The following is a 17,267-nucleotide window of genomic DNA, read 5'->3' as shown; positions in this document are numbered from 1 at the left end:
AACACAGGCGCTCAAAATAACGTGAAGATGAAAAAGCCGATATCGTCGATATCGGCTTTTGCTGGGCGATGCGTTCTCTTTCCCTATTCTAGTGGTCCAGTATACTCAAACTGGTTGCTCTTCAGTAGAACGCGTGTCCGTTACTTGATGTGACGACTGAGCAACAACACTAGGCTCCATCACATGCCACCACTCTCTTAAAGTTGAATATTTAATCATCTCTGAAAAGGCGCACTCTATGCCCATCTTGCGCCATGATTCAAATAAGGTAACCGCGCGGATAGAATCTAAGCCAAGAAAAGTGAGCTTCTCATCTACATCCACTTCATCTAAATCGAGATCCAATAGCTCAGCCACTTGCTGACGCATCTGTTCAAGGCTCAATAATCTGGTTTCTTGACTGTGGATCATTTGTGGTTTTAATGCCTCAAGCGAAGTCACGCAACCAACACGCTCCGTGATGTATTTCAACGTATGATGATGATCTTCCAAAGAGAAATCAGCCACAGCATCACCGACCACAAAAGGCTGTATATCCAACATAAAGGCATCTAACGCCGTAGATAAGATACCTATATGTGCATAGACACCCACAATGATCAACTGGTCACGCTGTGTCTCTTTCATCCACTCCAGCAACGGCGTTTTCTTAAACGCGCTATAACGCCATTTGGTGTATTGGATATCCCCGTCTTCAGGTGAAAGCTCAGACACAATCTCAGTATCTTTTGTCAGCCCTGTTCCCCAAAAATCAGTCAGTAGCGCTCTCTCTACTGGGTCTTGGTTAGGGGGTTGAGCTGTGTACACCACGGGGATATTGGCCTGACGAGCCAGTGATTTCAGCTCTGAAATATTCGCTAATAACTCAGGAACGGGTGCCTGAGAATGATCAAAAAAGTTTATAAAGTACTTTTGCATATCGTGAATGAGCAGTACTGCTCTATCGGCTTGGACATGCCAGTGAACTTTGTTTTTCGGAAATGTTTCAGCCAACGGAATGGAGTAGCTGGCTATTTTGGGAATCGCCATAAATATAATCCTTGTTAAAAGAAGCTTTTCTCGTTCGTGATGCCTTAAAGCCAATAACGACTTCAGAAATAAGAGGCTCGTATTCGTCGACAACCGCCACCTAAATGGTAACAATTATCATTTCATTAATACTAAAGCAGTCTACGCATAAAAATCAATTGTTAATGAGATTAATTCTCAATTATATGTGCAACATGTCGCTCTCGACTCACGGCAACACAACAAGAGCCCACCACAAAACGAATAGCTAATTCATCGTTTGCGCCGCAGGTTGGGAAGTGACCTCATCTGAGGAGACGTTAGGTTCTGAGCTTGTGCTAACGATAAGCGCTGGATCAAACAGAGTCGCTTGGCGTAATGAGCGAAATGCCATCACCATCAACGCACCAATTCCCGTTGCACCCAAACCAAAAGTGAGGATCGACATCGTTGGTGCTAGCACTTTACCCAACGCCCCTAAACCGAGTGCTCCAATCGAGTCTCCCGATACATCTTGCGCCGTCCATAAGCTACTTACGCGGCCTAACAGATGATCTGGAGTGTGTCCTTGTACGATCGAATATTGAATCAAAGAAGCGACCGAACCCAAATAACCATAGCCAACTAAGATGAGAGCAAACCACCAAAAATTATTCACAAGCCCCATAGCCACAATCGCTAAAAATGAGCCTAACGTCGCGTAGATTAAGACCATTCCTGGCTTTTGCGACTGTTTCACCCAACCTGAAGTCAGTGCGCCACACATCGCCCCCAACGGAATGGCCGAATACATCACACCTGCGTTAGCGGCGGTACCCTGAAATGAGACTAAAGCTAACGCAGGGAACATCACTCTAATCGCGGTTGCTAATGTTTCGAGTGTGCCAAACAGCACTACACAACCAACCACTTTGTTTGAAAATAGAAATTGAACACCTTCATACAGTGATTGAAATGGATTCTCTGGCGAATGATGTTGCGGTTTCATCGAAGGTAATCTAAACAGTGGGATCAGCGTACAAAGCGTTCCAACAGAAGCCGCAATATAGTTCCAACTGACATCACCGACAGTGATCAGTAAGCCGCCAATCGCTGGCGAAAGAACCATACCCAATCGAACCGTTAGCATGCTCAATGCGGCAGCTTCAGGTAATTTTTGTCGGCCAACGATGGTCGGTAAAGCAGCCATCAAGGCCGTCATACCCATAGCGCCAAAAAAACCATCCCACACCGAGAGTATATAGAGAGCCGCTAAGGAGGATTGCGCGACTATACTATTGAATGCTAATGCCGCAAACCCAATGCCACAGGTCGCGCGCGCAAACAAAATCAATCGACGGCGATCGTACTTATCGGCCAGTACGCCTCCAAGCAACAGGCCAACAAACATCCCGATACCATCCAATGCCATGATAAGACCTACCTGCAAGGTCGAACCGGTCATTTGATGTATCTGAATCGGCACCGCGACCGTCATCATGCCAAGAGCAAGCACTGACATCATGCGGGCCATAAAGACCATTCGGAAATGTGGGTTGTCTTTTAGTAGGCTAAAATCTAAAAATATATTCTTTATATTCATACTATTATCTATTCAAACCAGAATGTAATGCTTTCAAAACATCGCGAAGATTAAGACGAAACCAGCCTTGATACGCACTGGTTTCGTCGATGGTGGTTTTTGTTATTTTTTCAGTGCAGCCTTCGACTCCAGCAGCGTATTTAAACATTCGCCAATCTGGCGTACATTTTCTGGGGCCAAGATATCTTCATGTGAACAATCAAACTGATGTTTAATCAACTGGCCGACAAAAGATTGCCAATGAGCATCAATATCATAACCATCTGGCACCGTGCGCTGCGCCACGAAAAGGTGGGCCGGACCTTGATAATCAGACGTTTGTGCCTGTGCAAGTAGACGTACCGCATCTTCATAGTTAGCGGTAATCTCATTGAACATCGCCAAACGTTGCTCATCTAATTCAATGTCGGTTAGCTCATTGATGACCAGAAACTGCTCTTTTTCACGCTCAATTTCGTACTGCTCTTCTTCATCCATCGGGCCATCCCAGTTCTGACCTTCCGGTGGATAGGTATCCAGTAACCCTAAAAAGTGCACCTCTTCACCTTGTTGTTGAAGTTTCGCGCCCAATTTTTGTGCCACAATCCCGCCAAATGAATAGCCTAATAGATGATAAGGTCCAAATGGCTGTATCTCTCTTAAGACGGGTAATAAACGATCACACACTTCTTCCATCGTTTCACTGGTCGCCATCGCTCCGCCGGGCCGAGGTGATTGCAAACCATAAATGGGATAATGTCCTGTCAGATATTTAGGTAGCCCTGTGTATTGCCAAGCAAAGCCAGAAGCAGAGTTGACGCAAAAAAGTGCTGGGCCACTTCCGGCACGGATAGGCAGCACTTCGCCAAAACCAGCTAAGGTTGGGTCGTTAAAAGCATCGTCATCTAGCAGCAAACTCGCCAGTTTCTCCACCGTAGGATTGACCATGATTTGACCCACTGTGACAGGTAGGTTTAGCGCTCTTCGAATATCTGCCGCTAGTTTCATCGCCAGCAGTGAATGCCCGCCGAGCGTAAAGAAGTCATCATCAGCAAACAGTGTTTCGACAGCCAATACTTGAGCAAATAGCGTCACCAATTGTGTTTCAAGGCCCGGATGAGCCTTGCGCCCTACCCGTACTGCGACGTCATTTGGCCGCGGTAATGCTTTTTTATCTAGCTTACCGTTGGCGCTCAGCGGATAGTGATCCAGTAACACGATAGCCGCGGGAACCATATGGGCTGGTAAATGTTCGGAAAGTTCAGCGCGTAGCTTCTCGCCATTCGTTACGCTCATATCATGCGCGATGACGTAACCGATAATTTGCCGTTCATCAGCGCCTAACATACCTGAATGAGTAGAGAGCGTCTGAGCACAGACCACCGCTTGTTTTACCGCAGGAAGTGCCTGTAATGCGCTTTCAATTTCACCCAGTTCCACACGCTGCCCGCGAATTTTTATCTGATCATCACTGCGTCCTAAATACTCAATCGAGCCACACGCTAACCAACGTACAACATCACCAGTGCGGTACATTCGCTCGCCACAAGTAAACGGATTGGCGATAAACCGATCCGCCGTTAACGCACTGCGATTAAAGTAACCGATGGCTAATTGCTCGCCAGCAAGATAGAGCTCGCCCGGCACACCGATTGGTACCGCTCTTAAAAAGCTATCGAGCACATAAACTTGGGTGTTCCATACCGGTAAACCAATCGGTGCACTACGGCCAACGCTTGCGTTTAATGCCTCGCCGTAAGCTGGATAGTAAGTCACGTCAACCGCCGCTTCCGTCGGGCCGTACAAGTTATGCAGCGGTGCATTAATTCTACGTGCGTACTGATGGCAGAGCTCTTTCGCAAGCGCTTCACCTGAGCAAAATACTTGCTTGAGGCTTGGTGCTACGGTGAAACCCGTTGGGTGAGTTGCTTCAATTGAGGCCATGAAAGCTGCCAGCATTGAAGGTACAAAGTGCATCGTGGTCACGTGATAATCGTCAATTATTTGCAATAACCATTCAGGGTCTTTATGCGCTTCAGCCGGAGCCATCACTAAGCTCGCCCCTTCCAGTAAGGGCCAGAAAAACTCCCACACGGAGACATCAAAACTGCACGGCGTTTTTTGCAATACCACATCCTCAGAGCTCAAGGGATATTGGTGCTGCATCCACTTCAATCGGTTGACAATCGCTTGATGAGAAACCAACACCCCTTTGGGGTTACCCGTTGAACCCGAAGTGTAAAGCAAGTAGGCCGCATTTGAGGGGGTAAGCCCATCTGCGCGGTTCTGCCGCTCTTCTGCGCGCACGGGGGCTGGTAACTTATCCAACAACAATAGCGCCGCTAAACCTTCAAAACGTGAGGTGAATGAAGAGCAAGTGATGATCAGCGCAGGCTTAGCATCATTGATCATGTAGGCCAAGCGCTCATCTGGATAACCAACATCCAACGGTAAATAAGCCGCACCGCATTCAATAATACTGTAGATCGCCAAGCTCAAGGTTGTGCTGCGTGGCAAGGCAACTGCAACAATATCCCCGGCCTTAACACTTTGCTGAAGCAGCAAATCGGCAATAGCGCCCACCTGCTCAGCCAGTGCTTGATAGGTAAAACGGTGCTCACTATCAATTAAAGCCAACTGATGTGGAGAACGTTGTTGCTGCGTGATCATCAAATCACGCAGTGTCGTGCGTTCAACGGCGGTTTTGGTCTGGTTGACGCGTTGCTGCAATTCAATTTCGCCACTTAACCGCAGATCCCATTCAGCGAAAGGCTTATCACTCGACACCATAAACTCATCCAGCATTTGCTCAAATCGTTGTACGATCTGTTTTGCTACGCCGACTCGGTCTCGATATTCAAACAGGATATGCAGTTGCTCTCCCGGTAAGACGAGAATGGTTAATGGATAATGGGTATAGCCACGATTGTGGATAGCCATTAATTTCGCGCCGCTAAAATCTTGCTGGTACCAACGGCTATGATCTGGATAGTTTTCGACCACCAGCAAGGTATCAAAGAGTGTTTTTCCACCCACCAGTTGCTGGATCTCACCCAAGCCAAGTTCATCGTGCTCCAGTAATTGGATTTGGATCGCTTGGTGCGCTTTTAATTGCTCACTCAAACTAAGGTGAGGTTGCAGTGTCACACGGACAGGCACGGTATTACTGAATAACCCTATCTGTTCATCAATACCGGCAATACGGCTGAACCGACCAGAGATTGGCGTACCAAAAACCACCTCTTCACGGCCCGTCATGCTGGCGAGAATACTCGCCCAAAGGCCTTGCATTAAGGTGCTCATGGTTAAGCCATGATGTCGTAAACACTGATTTAACTGATCCGTTTTATGCTTTGATAGCCATAACTGATGCTCGTTAACTTCCTCGCTAAGTGGAATATCATCAAAAGCCATACTCGGCTGGACATCAGCTAATACTTTGCGCCAAAGCTCGGTCGCAACGGTTTTATCACGCTGCGTTAGCTGGCTCACAACATGAGCATAGCCGACGGTTACAGGAGGTAAGTTCGAGCCCCCTTGGGCGTATGCACTAAGAAAATCATTCAATAAAATCGGCGTTGACCAGCCATCGACTACCAGATGATGTGCTGAAAGGAGCAGTGTGCTTTGCTGATCACCATGAAAAATCAACTGGGCCTGCAATAAGCTGTGGGTAGGATCGTTAAGGTCAAACTGGCGGCTTAGCTCTTGCTTCTCTAACTGATCAATCAACGCGCTTTGCTCATCACCACTCATATTTGTTATGTCATAACGTGTCAGTGGCCAGCTTGGGTTAACCTGCGTCATCACCTGTACAGTGCGCCCTAATATCGAACTATCAAATCGAGCGAGCAACTGCGGATGACGCCTAATCACCGCATTAAGCGCTTCGCTCACGCAATGCTCAGACAGTTGACCTTGGAAGGTAAGACGCGTGGTGGAGTTATAACTGCTATTTTTATCCCCTAATTGAGATTGGAACAGTAATCCTTCTTGCAAAGGCAATGCTGGCAGTACATCCGCTAACTTGCCATAGTGGTGTTGCAATAGGCTCGCTTGTCGCAGTGTGATTCCCGGCTCGGTATAGTCAGCAGGTACAGAGAGGTCCAACTCAGCACTATCGCCAACTTGTAGCGCTTGCTGTATTTTGAGCAGCTCACTTTCAATCTGTTGGCTCAGCGACACCATTTCCTGTTGGCTGAACAGGTGAGCATTCCAAGACCAGTTGAGCACCAATCGTGGCGTTGCCGATTCTTCGACGAAAATATTTAGTTCTAAGGGATGCTGCAAAGCCCGTTCACTGTTTAAGGTGACGGCAAATGTATCGGCAAACTGCCCACTATATTGCTGTGGTGACCACTGACCATCGCTGCTTTGGAAACGGCCAAGGTAATTAAACAGCAATGACGGTTGGCGTGTATTCGCCAACGTGCGTAACTCATCTCGATACGGATTATCAAGATAGCGCAGCACCATATAACCTAGCCCTTTATCTTTCACACTGCGCTTACTTTGCTTCACTTCACGTAACCGCTCGCGGTAATCACCCTGCTTTGGCACGCTAATGATCAACGGATATTCGGTGGTAAACCACCCTAGGGTTTGATTGAGATCGATCCCCTCTTTACACTCTTCACGGCCATGAGATTCGACGTTCACTTTAATCTCTTCACACCCATAAAGTCTTGCGATCGCCCCCGTGACCGCGGCTAATAGCATCTCTTCAATATCGAGATTCGTCTGGTGTGTGGGTAATTCCAATAACGGCTGCGTAACGGCATGAGAGAGTGGCGTACGCCAATGCGTCATGCGTATTTTATCGACAGGATCCTTGATGGGAGCAACAGCACGCTGTGCCTGCGCTCGCCAAAATGGCATTTGCGCAGCAGCGACCGCTAAATGTTGATACAGCGCTTTTGACCAACAATGGATACCGGTAACCTCCTCAGAAATCACCGCCACTTCACCTGTGACTTGTGCTTGAGTTAATGCCTGCAACTGCGGAAGCAATATTCGCCAAGAGACACCATCGATAAGGAAATGGTGAGCAAGGATCATGAGACTTTTACGCCCACTGCGCTCCGTTATCATCACCAAGCGTAATAGCTGACCCGATGATATTGACATCGACTGACTGCGCTGGCTAAACAGACTGTCCAACACGGGGCCATCTAGCCTCTCAACCGAAACCGATTCAACCCAGTTTTTTACATCAAGATTTTGCAGCGCCTCAATATGGTATTGCTGTTCTTTTTGGACCAAGCGACATACGGAATGGTTGGCGACCAGTTGCACTAAACTGGCTTGCAAGTGCGCTAATTGGGTTTCGCTTTCCACCTCAACAAGCACACTTTGCACATAACTGGTTGTATTAGAAAATGTCTCCTCAAACCATTGCCACATAGGTAGAGGCCGAATAATGCCTTCTTGTTTCTCGCGCTGCTGTTGCTGTAGTGGCACCATTTGGCCCGCCATCATACCCAGTTGACGGGCTGCAAAAATAGCTTTGGGTCGTAGATCATAGCCCGCCGTTCGCAATCGCGTCCCAAGGCTCATTGCCGAAATACTGTCCCCGCCTAGGTTAAAGAAGTCATCTGACATTCCTACGTCACTGACACCGAGTAGCTCGGTGATCGCATCACATAACAGCTGCTCTGGTTGGGTTATTGGGGCCACGCGTTCGCTACGCGTGCCTGCCGAGTACTTAGGGAGCGCTTTTCTATCGATTTTCCCATTCACATTCAAAGAGAAAGCATCCAAGATCATCACATTGGCTGGCTGCATATAGTCAGGCAGCGCCTGTGCGATAAGACTTTGCAGTCTTTGCTCTGTGAACACGGGTTGAACTGACTCATCCTGAGTCCCTTTCTCTAAAGTACAGTAAGCCAATAAACGATGAGTATCGCCAACAGGCTCTGCCACGACTACCGTCGTATTAACACCATCAATCGCATTAATAGCGCTTTCTACATCGCCCAATTCAATACGAAAACCGCGAATTTTGATTTGGTGATCACACCGGCCAACAAAATCCAGTAGCCCATTGTCTCGCCACTTCACCAAATCACCAGTGCGGTACATTATCTTGCCATACGCAAAGGGGTTCGCCACAAAACGTTCTGCTGTCATACTTGGCTGGTTGAGGTAGCCCTTTGCTAACCCCGCACCCGATAAATAAAGCTCACCCACCTCACCAATAGCGACAGGCTCTAAATTTTCATCAAGCACGTAAACACAAGCACCGGCAATGGGTCGACCAATGACAGGCGATGCATCTGCATCAAGCGAAGCGCTGATCGCATCAACCGTAAATTCGGTTGGTCCATAAAAATTTTCCACCAGCAGTTCGGGAAACTCACTCACACGTGACCAAAGCTTTTGTGGTATGGCTTCACTACCAATCAAAACTAACGTCGGCACGTGAGCACTCGTCATTAATCCACTATCGAGCATTTGATCAAACAGTAAAGGCGGTAAATCAAGAGAATCGATATTATCTTCAGCAACACACTGAACCAGTTCGTAGGCGTCTTTCCGTTGTTCATCGTCATACAAATACATAGTATGGCCAGACAACATCCAGAGTACTTGCTCCCAAGAAGCATCGAAGGAGAATGACGTCGTATGCGCCGCACGAATAGTAATAGCTTGTTCTGGCAACTGACGACGTGTCGCCAGTTTGCTGATGGCCGCAGAAAAAATCGAACCTTGATGAGAGCGCAGTAAATTCAACAGCGCTCCATGTGTGTTCATGACCCCTTTAGGCTGGCCAGTCGACCCAGAAGTAAAGATGATATAAGCCACATCGCCGTGGCTGATCGTCGGTTTGGGTTGTGGCGCTGTGTGAATGCGAGCCAATTCAGGAAGAGCAATAAACCTAGGAACGTAGCTTATCGATGAATAAGCCATGTTTTGCTCATTCTCCTCCACAACTAAGCACCAAGGACGTGCTTGTTCAACAATCGATTCAATACGTTCTATGGGATAATCAAGATCGATAGGCAGGTAAATCGCACCCGCTCGCAAAATGGCTAGCATAGTCACGACGCTTTCAGGCCCACGTCGTAACGCGACACCTGCAATATCGCCTTGGCGCAAGCCCGCGGTAATCAGTTGATCCGCTCGAGTTTCAATAAGGTGATTGAAGGCATCAAATGTCCAACGCTGCTGTTTAAACACCAAGGCATCTTCGTTTGGCTTGCTCTCAACAGTCTGCTGCCATACATCCAGCACGGTTTGCTCTGTTCCATGTTCATGTTGTGGCCCCACCGACCACAAAGCAATCTGCTGCTTCTCGCTCGGCGGGATTAACTCTACCAAATCAAGTGGCTGTGTTGGATGGTTGGCAATCTGCTCTACCATCGCAACGAAACGAGCGGCATGAAGTTCTAATGACTCTTGGCTATATTTGGTGCTGTTGGCCGTGATATTAACACTCAATGTCTGACCATCGAGCACTGGCGAAAATTCAATCTCATCAATCGGACCTGCCGAGAGGATATGTGTCTCAGTCTCTACGCCAGATAAACTCAGTGCAGCTTCAAAGGGTTTAAAGTTAAGTATCGGGCCATAGAGCGGCTGGCCTACTAATCCCAAATCACGCTGGATCTGCTCAGCGTCATACATCTGGTGGCGACGAACTTGGCGGATGGTTTTATTCATCTCTCGCGCCACATCAATAATGCTCATTTGTGGATGAAGTGACAGCGCCACCGGCAGTACATTCACTACCGCACCAGCGGCACAAGTGGCGGCATTGCCCATTCGGCGCATAAAGGGGACACCGACACACACTTGCTCTTGCCCAGAATGTAAATGGAGATAAGCAAATACCATCGCCATCGCAAGCTCGGCGGGTAACAACTGTGGACTATAGCGAGTTAACCACTCTCCACCGATTAATGGCACGGTGTGAGTGATCGTGCTCGATGATGTATTGGCTGCACTACCTGTGGTGAGCGAAATAACATTGGGTAAATGAGCCGCTTGCGTTTGCCAAAAGTCGTACGCCTGCTGGCGCGCTGCTGAGTCTAAAAATTGCTGATATTCTTGAATTACATCACTAAAAGCGCTGAACTCTTGAGGTTTCGCAGCACCAATCCGCCAATGGTTATAAAGTTGGCAGATGTATTGACTGATGGTATTCACGCTGAACCCATCCACGTCAATATGATGGTAACGTTGATACCAAAACCATTGCGGTGCATTGCTTGAACCAACATCAATTAAACAGTGTCGGAAACGCCTCTTTCTTGATGAAATGTCCAACCGCTGCGTAAGATCGTGCTTCATCCACTCCCGAGCCGACTCTTCTGGCAAGGCGGCTTGTGAAAAGTCGAGAATCTCAAGCCACTGCCCTTCTTCATCCGCTGGATAAAACTGCTGCCTCACGCTGCCATCGCTCTCTAAATAATGGCAGTGAAGGGAATCAACGCCTTGCAAGCCGATGGCTACCGCGTTTGAAAATAACTCAATATCGATTTGACCTTGAATCACCACGTAGTGGGCAACATTAAATTGCTCTGGATTGGGCATCATCTGCTCGGCAAACCAAATACCTTGCTGTGTGCCGATAAGAGGCCACTGATCCTCTTGCACTGATGAGTTGTGCATCTCTTTATTCCTAACAAAAGTCATTGCCTATGTCCCTTTTTGTTACCCCGCTTAACAAGCATGAATGAACAGCGCCGCTATTGCAGGAGTCAAAACTCGTTTGGTTTAAGCTCGAATATCTAACCACTGAGCTTCGATGTAGTTGCAACACTCTTGTTTTGACCTCGGTCCAAGGATGGCTTGCCAACCAGCGGGAATGGCTTTGAATTCTGGCCATAAACTGTATTGATTATGCGAATTGATCAGCACTAAAAATTGATGCTTAGATTCATCAAAAGGGTTGGTGTATTTTTCTGACATATTTCTCTCTACCGATGAAAATTAAAGATAAGGTTCTAAAACATATGACAAGCCATCGATGATCCCGCCGCGCCAACAGAGTCGATCGTGACCGCCGTCAAACAGACGAAATTGAATCCGATGCTGTTGTGAAGCCAACTGTTGGTATAGATCTCGACTTAAATCGATCATGATGTCTTCGCCGCTACCCACTTCGAGGAAAAGCGCAAGACGTGAATTGGCACCTAAACCTTGATGTACCTCTTGGCTCATTTTGCTTAATCGCGAGTCGCTTTTCGGTGGACAATATTCACTGGGGGGTTTAACGATCGAGAAATCGGGCCACCAAAATGAACCCGATTGACAAACCACAGAACCGAATCGCTGCGGCCAGTGTAATGCCGCGTACATTGCCGCTAAGCCTCCTAAACTCTGGCCTACGATCACCGTTTGGTCTGCATCGCGGGTTACTCTGACGCGCTCGTTAATCGAGGGGAGTAACTCCTCCTGCACGGCTTGCCAAAACAGCGGATTACAGCTGAGATCATCACTGCGTTGTTGAGCGCTAATTTCATCAATCAACACATAGAGCGCCGCTGGAAGCTTTCCACTGTGGGTCGCCTGTGAAAGAGCCTCATAAACCGGCATCGATTGAGACCAAAAACGGCCATCCAGCATCAACACCAAGGGTAACGGCTCAGTGGTGGGTCTTTGCGCAGTCGAATAAAGCCAAATCTCGCGCGATGTACCGAGCAAAGTGCTGCGCCAAGTAAAGGTCGAATCAGCACTTTTGAAGCACTGACCTTGCGCTGAATCGAAACCGAGCCACTCTGTTTGCGTAAGCGCTTTAGGCATATGACAAGGTGTTTTCGCGCGCCCCCACTCGCATTTTGACAAATCATTTTGAGCCAGTGGATCAGCGCAACTCAGTGGAAAAATGGAGCGTAGCCATTGCCGATGTTGGTGGCGCATTGCATCGTATGAACCTTGGTAACTCGGCTGCACTAACGCTTCTGGGACAGGAATAAAAGAGTAACCTCCTCGCCAACTCTGTTTGACGCTATCGATATAAAACCACACATCGGTATTATCGATATGAGTAAACTTCGCCATCGAAAAACTGTGATGATCGGTGACACCATTAATATCAACGTAGATCGCTTGATTTGCGGCCACACTCGGCTCCGGCCCACGCCATAAAAAAAGAACCTTTGCATATTCGCCATTTATTTCAATCACATAAGGCATGCCGATCGATTGCACATGTGCCCACCAAGGCTCGTCACCAATAGAGCCGCCCTCTTGAATAAAACGGGCCAACACCCCATTGAGCTCAGCCCTCTCTTGTGAGCTCTCCTGATTAACAACCATTACTAAAACCACCCCATATCAAGCCTAGTATTTTTGAAACATAGAAACTAAGTAGCATAAAACTGCATTGATGATATTGCAAATAATAACAATTATCATTAACATTACAACCAGCAACAGTTGATTCGATAATGGTTGCAGCAACATCATTTTTTCTATTAAGGAACTTTTAGGTCATGAAGCCCATGGATATGAATAACGGTAAGGCAGTCAGAAATATCAATAAGACTCAACTCGCCACACTGATTGGCATCCTCTGCGTGAGTACTAGCGCAAATGTTGTCGCGGAACAGCTCGAAAAAAAAGAGCCACAGAAAAAGCAAGATACTGTGGTTGTGGTGGGTGAGAAATTGGGAGGAACACTGGCCGAAAACACCAGTTCGCTCACCCTATTCACCGATGAAGTGGATGATGGTGAAAGCCGAGATTACTACGATCTGCTCGACCGCGTACCCAACGTACTCAATGCACCTTCGGGCATTCCACACATTCGTGGGGTCGATGGACGTGGCCCTGGCGAAGGTTTTCTGACCTTCATGACAGGCGCAACACCTCGCGTCAATACCACGGTAGACGGCGTGTCTGAATCTTGGTCTGGAGAAGCGTTTGGTAAAGCTGGACTGTGGGATACAGAACAAGTGGAAGTCTATAAAGGGCCGCAATCCACCAACCAAGGCCGCAATAGTATTGCTGGTGCGGTTGTGATCAAAACTAAGGATCCAACGTTCCACCGTGAGGGTAAAGTTCGCGCTGGTTATGAAAATGAAGACAGTAAATATCATCTCGCAGGGGTCGTGTCGGCACCTCTGGTTGAAGATACTTTAGCGTTTCGTCTTGCCGCCGAAGGCACCAAAGGCAATACCCCTATCGATTACTCTCTGCCTAACGGCGATCAGTACCCTTGGGATCCTTCCGAGCTCGAATCCTATAATGTCCGTGGTAAATTATTGTGGAAACCTCAAGGAAATGACAAGCTAACAGCCAAGCTAACGGTTGGTAGCCGTAATGAAGAGGGGCAATATACCAACTTCGTTACCAAGCCGGGTACACTTGAACTGCATAGCAAAAGTGGCACGCGTCGCCAAGAAACCAAAAGCTGGAATATCAACCTAGACGTCAATTATGTGATTAATGATGAACTGACAACGGATATTTTAGTCGCCCATCGTAACTACACCACCAAGTTCAAAGCTTATCCTGATACTAATTGGTATGGTGATGTGGATGAAGATAACTACACCGCAGAAGCAAAGCTTACATATCAATCACTTGATGAAAAGTACAATGCGATTCTAGGCCTAGCCAGCTTCTTCAAAGATCAATACACCGAAACAGATTCATTAAAACGTAAAGATGAAGTTTTAACCAACTCAATCTACTTTGACTCAAGAATTCGTTTGGATAATCGCTGGCAGCTATTATTAGGTGCACGTTATGAAAGAGATGAACTGAAGCGAGATTTCGATCACGCTACCCTACCACTCGATTTTAAAGCCGATGAAGATGACGGCATCCTATTGCCTAAGATTGGTCTATTACTTGATGTCTCAGATCACTCCACCCTCGGTCTTACGGCCCGTAAAGGCTACAATGCCGGTGGATTAGGCTATAACGAGTACAAAGAAGAAGTTTTTGTTTTTGAACAAGAAAAAGTCTGGAGCTACGAGCTAAGTTCTCGTTCAAGCTTCCTGGATGACAAGCTGGATCTGACCGCTAACCTGTTCTACAACGACTACAAAAATTATCAAACTTCGGTCTCTGGTGAGAGCGGAAAACGCTTCGACACCTATATCACCAATATACCGAAAGGGAAAACTTACGGTACGGAAGTTGAAGCCTCTTACTGGTTTGATTCTGGGCTCGACCTGTTTGCGTTTGTCGGTCTTCTTAAAACAGACATCAGCGAAGGACCAACCGGTACCTCTACCAATCTCTCAGGCAATGAGTTCAGTTACGCTCCTAAACTGTCTGCAGGTGCGGGCTTTACTCAACACTTAGATTCTGGTCTATTTTTTGGTGCTCGTGTTAACCACGTTTCCGATTACTATACCGATTTAGCCAACACAGAGAGTAAAACGGCTGGCGATTACACCGTGTTCAATCTGAATGCAGGTTACACTCTCAACGATTTGACGATTCGCGCTTACGTGAAAAACGTCACTGATGAAGAGTACGTGATTCGCCAGAAAAGTGATCTCTACGAAGTCGGCGGTCCACGCACCTTTGGCATAGTCGCTGATTACCAGTTCTAGTTAATAACTCTGACTCACTCTCCTAGACATCAACACTTTGTTTTTGACTGGGGGAGTGATTTTTCACTCAATCTGAGATAAACGTCACCACGCAGGCGACGCATCGAACAAGTTCACTCACTCGATAGGTAAAATAGGCATGCTCATCATTCCAAACTGGCCATCTTTCATCCAATACCACCAGCTTGAAGTGAAGTATCTGCCTGAATACAAAAATAAACTTGAAGAGCAAGGGATCTCCCTGCCCTCTTCTTTAAACCAAGCCGTGCTAAAACGCCATTGTGAATTTTTAGCTGGCAGGATGTGTGCAAAACACTGCCTAACCAAACTGGATCAATCACAGTCGCTAACGTTAGAGATTGGCAAGGGGAATCAAGCGGTTTGGCCGCAAAATATCGTAGGCTCAATATCCCATTGCCATGGCTACGCTATCGCAGCCGCCACTCACCAGACTCAAGCGTGTGCCGCTCTTGGTATTGATATTGAACAACTCATACGAGATGAATGGCTCAGTGATATTCGCCAGCAAGTAATGACACCCGCAGAGCACATTTTTGCTCATCACTTTGCCCAATTAGCGAGCTTTATTACGCTGATTTTTTCCGCGAAGGAATCGATTTATAAAGCCATTTATCCATGGGTTGAACAGGTTCTTGATTTTCACGTGGTAGAACTGATCCATGTTGACAAACACGCCAAACGACTCATTTTTCAGATTCACACTGATCTTCATCCTTTTTTAAACCCGTCATACACAATCAGCGTTGGTTACCAATTGCCTGACAGTGAGCATGTACTGACTTGGTGTTATTTAAGTCAAGCCCATTTTTCGACACATAAAAAATAGCCGGCTAACACTGCTTTATAACGCCCCATATCAACCTAATACTGGCGCAGCAGCGTACAAAATTCCGTCAAAGGTATAAAACCTTATCTTTCCTTGGTTGTTATTCGCTTGGCAAAGCACGATAATCACCAGATCGGAACTTAAGACTTATATAACTATGACCGAATATTTTTTGTTATTAATCGGCACTGTACTGGTCAATAACTTTGTACTGGTAAAGTTTCTAGGGCTATGTCCTTTCATGGGCGTATCAAAAAAACTAGAAACAGCAATAGGGATGGGGTTAGCGACGACTTTCGTGCTAACTCTAGCGTCAGTGTGTGCGTATTTAGTAGAAAGCTATGTCCTTAAACCATTAGGTATTGAGTACTTACGCACCATGAGCTTTATTTTAGTGATCGCCGTGGTGGTTCAATTCACCGAAATGGTGGTACACAAAACCAGCCCAACGTTATATCGCCTGCTCGGGATTTTCCTTCCTCTTATCACCACCAACTGTGCGGTACTTGGGGTTGCGCTTCTCAACATCAACGAAAATCATAACTTCATTCAATCCATTATTTATGGTTTTGGGGCCGCGGTTGGGTTCTCATTGGTATTGATTCTGTTTGCTTCCATGCGCGAACGCATCGGCGTAGCCGACGTACCAACGCCCTTCAAAGGCGCATCAATTGCTATGATAACCGCAGGTCTTATGTCACTCGCCTTCATGGGTTTTACAGGATTGGTGAAGTTGTAATATGAGCACAATACTCATCGCTATTCTTGCACTTGTCGCATTGGCCGCTGTGTTTGGCGCTATCTTAGGTTTTGCCTCTATTCGCTTTAAAGTAGAAGCCGATCCTATCGTCGATCAGATTGATGCGATTTTACCGCAGACACAATGCGGTCAATGTGGCTATCCGGGCTGTCGCCCTTATGCACAAGCCATTGCCAATGGCGATAAAATCAATAAATGCCCGCCCGGCGGCCAAGCAACCATTGAAAAATTGGCTGACTTAATGGGCGTTGAAGCCGAAGAATCTGCGCATGATCTTGATAATAAGGTCAAAACCGTTGCCTTCATTCATGAAGATATGTGCATCGGTTGTACAAAATGCATTCAAGCTTGTCCCGTAGATGCCATTGTTGGTGGAACTAAGGCTCTGCATACCGTGATCAAGTCAGAATGTACTGGCTGTGATCTGTGTGTTGCTCCCTGCCCAACGGACTGTATTGAAATGATCCCGGTAGAAACTACGACCGATACTTGGAAGTGGCAAATGAACGCGATTCCTGTTGTTGATGTTACCGACTCTGCCTCACGTGCGCAGAAAAGCGTGAATTAAGGATTGGT

The 17,267-nt window shown here is 47.0% G+C and carries 9 protein-coding genes; 4 read left to right on the top strand and 5 right to left on the bottom strand.

Translation table 11 applies throughout. From position 1 onward, the window contains the following. Positions 1-105: 105 nt before the first annotated feature. The 5 genes from NB504_RS05585 to vabH all read right to left on the bottom strand — a co-directional run bounded on the left by NB504_RS05585 (position 106) and on the right by vabH (position 12,844). Positions 106-1,029 (bottom strand): isochorismatase family protein, encoded by a 924-nt coding sequence (locus NB504_RS05585; protein ID WP_094124597.1) that lies wholly within the window; start codon positions 1,027-1,029, stop codon positions 106-108. A gap of 247 nt (positions 1,030-1,276) precedes the next feature. Continuing rightward, positions 1,277-2,590, bottom strand: coding sequence for a vanchrobactin export MFS transporter VabS (gene vabS / locus NB504_RS05580; RefSeq protein ID WP_258428437.1), 1,314 nt, complete (start codon positions 2,588-2,590; stop codon positions 1,277-1,279). A 102-nt stretch (positions 2,591-2,692) separates the two neighbouring features. Then, positions 2,693-11,182: a vanchrobactin non-ribosomal peptide synthetase VabF gene (vabF, locus tag NB504_RS05575; protein ID WP_258428487.1), complete on the bottom strand. Its 8,490-nt coding sequence runs from the start codon at positions 11,180-11,182 to the stop codon at positions 2,693-2,695. Between the two features lie 105 nt (positions 11,183-11,287). Continuing rightward, complete coding sequence (locus tag NB504_RS05570; protein ID WP_013857274.1) at positions 11,288-11,482, bottom strand: MbtH family protein; 195 nt, start codon at positions 11,480-11,482, stop codon at positions 11,288-11,290. 21 nt (positions 11,483-11,503) lie between these two features. Next, positions 11,504-12,844, bottom strand: a complete 1,341-nt coding sequence (gene vabH / locus NB504_RS05565) for a vanchrobactin esterase VabH (RefSeq protein WP_258428436.1) — start codon at positions 12,842-12,844, stop codon at positions 11,504-11,506. 164 nt (positions 12,845-13,008) lie between these two features. On the opposite strand from vabH, the gene fvtA reads away from it, so the two are divergent. The 4 genes from fvtA (at position 13,009) to rsxB (ending at position 17,259) form a co-directional block, all read left to right on the top strand. After that, a complete protein-coding gene (gene fvtA, locus NB504_RS05560) occupies positions 13,009-15,084 on the top strand; it encodes a TonB-dependent siderophore vanchrobactin receptor FvtA (RefSeq protein ID WP_258428435.1) in 2,076 nt (691 codons plus the stop codon). A 139-nt stretch (positions 15,085-15,223) separates the two neighbouring features. Then, entirely contained in the window at positions 15,224-15,931 is a 708-nt protein-coding gene (locus tag NB504_RS05555) for a 4'-phosphopantetheinyl transferase (protein ID WP_258428434.1), read from the top strand. Positions 15,932-16,088: 157 nt separating this feature from the next. Next, the gene (gene rsxA, locus NB504_RS05550) at positions 16,089-16,670 is read left to right on the top strand and encodes an electron transport complex subunit RsxA (protein ID WP_010318463.1); all 582 of its coding nucleotides are present in this window, start codon (positions 16,089-16,091) and stop codon (positions 16,668-16,670) included. 1 nt (position 16,671) lies between these two features. After that, positions 16,672-17,259 (top strand): electron transport complex subunit RsxB, encoded by a 588-nt coding sequence (rsxB, locus tag NB504_RS05545; RefSeq protein ID WP_013857280.1) that lies wholly within the window; start codon positions 16,672-16,674, stop codon positions 17,257-17,259. Positions 17,260-17,267 lie beyond the last annotated feature (8 nt).

The organism is Vibrio sp. RM-69-4 (genome assembly GCF_024743775.1).
Taxonomy (GTDB): domain Bacteria; phylum Pseudomonadota; class Gammaproteobacteria; order Enterobacterales; family Vibrionaceae; genus Vibrio; species Vibrio anguillarum.
The sequence above is the reverse complement of the archived record's forward strand: the minus strand, read 5'-3'. Positions and strand labels throughout refer to the sequence as shown.

Coding starts and splice junctions, on each gene's coding strand:
- NB504_RS05585 (WP_094124597.1), bottom strand. CDS start 1,029: ATGGCGATTCCCAAAATAGCCAGCTACTCCATTCCGTTGGCTGAAACA.
- vabS (WP_258428437.1), bottom strand. CDS start 2,590: ATGAATATAAAGAATATATTTTTAGATTTTAGCCTACTAAAAGACAAC.
- vabF (WP_258428487.1), bottom strand. CDS start 11,182: ATGCACAACTCATCAGTGCAAGAGGATCAGTGGCCTCTTATCGGCACA.
- NB504_RS05570 (WP_013857274.1), bottom strand. CDS start 11,482: ATGTCAGAAAAATACACCAACCCTTTTGATGAATCTAAGCATCAATTT.
- fvtA (WP_258428435.1), top strand. CDS start 13,009: ATGAAGCCCATGGATATGAATAACGGTAAGGCAGTCAGAAATATCAAT.
- NB504_RS05555 (WP_258428434.1), top strand. CDS start 15,224: ATGCTCATCATTCCAAACTGGCCATCTTTCATCCAATACCACCAGCTT.
- rsxA (WP_010318463.1), top strand. CDS start 16,089: ATGACCGAATATTTTTTGTTATTAATCGGCACTGTACTGGTCAATAAC.
- rsxB (WP_013857280.1), top strand. CDS start 16,672: ATGAGCACAATACTCATCGCTATTCTTGCACTTGTCGCATTGGCCGCT.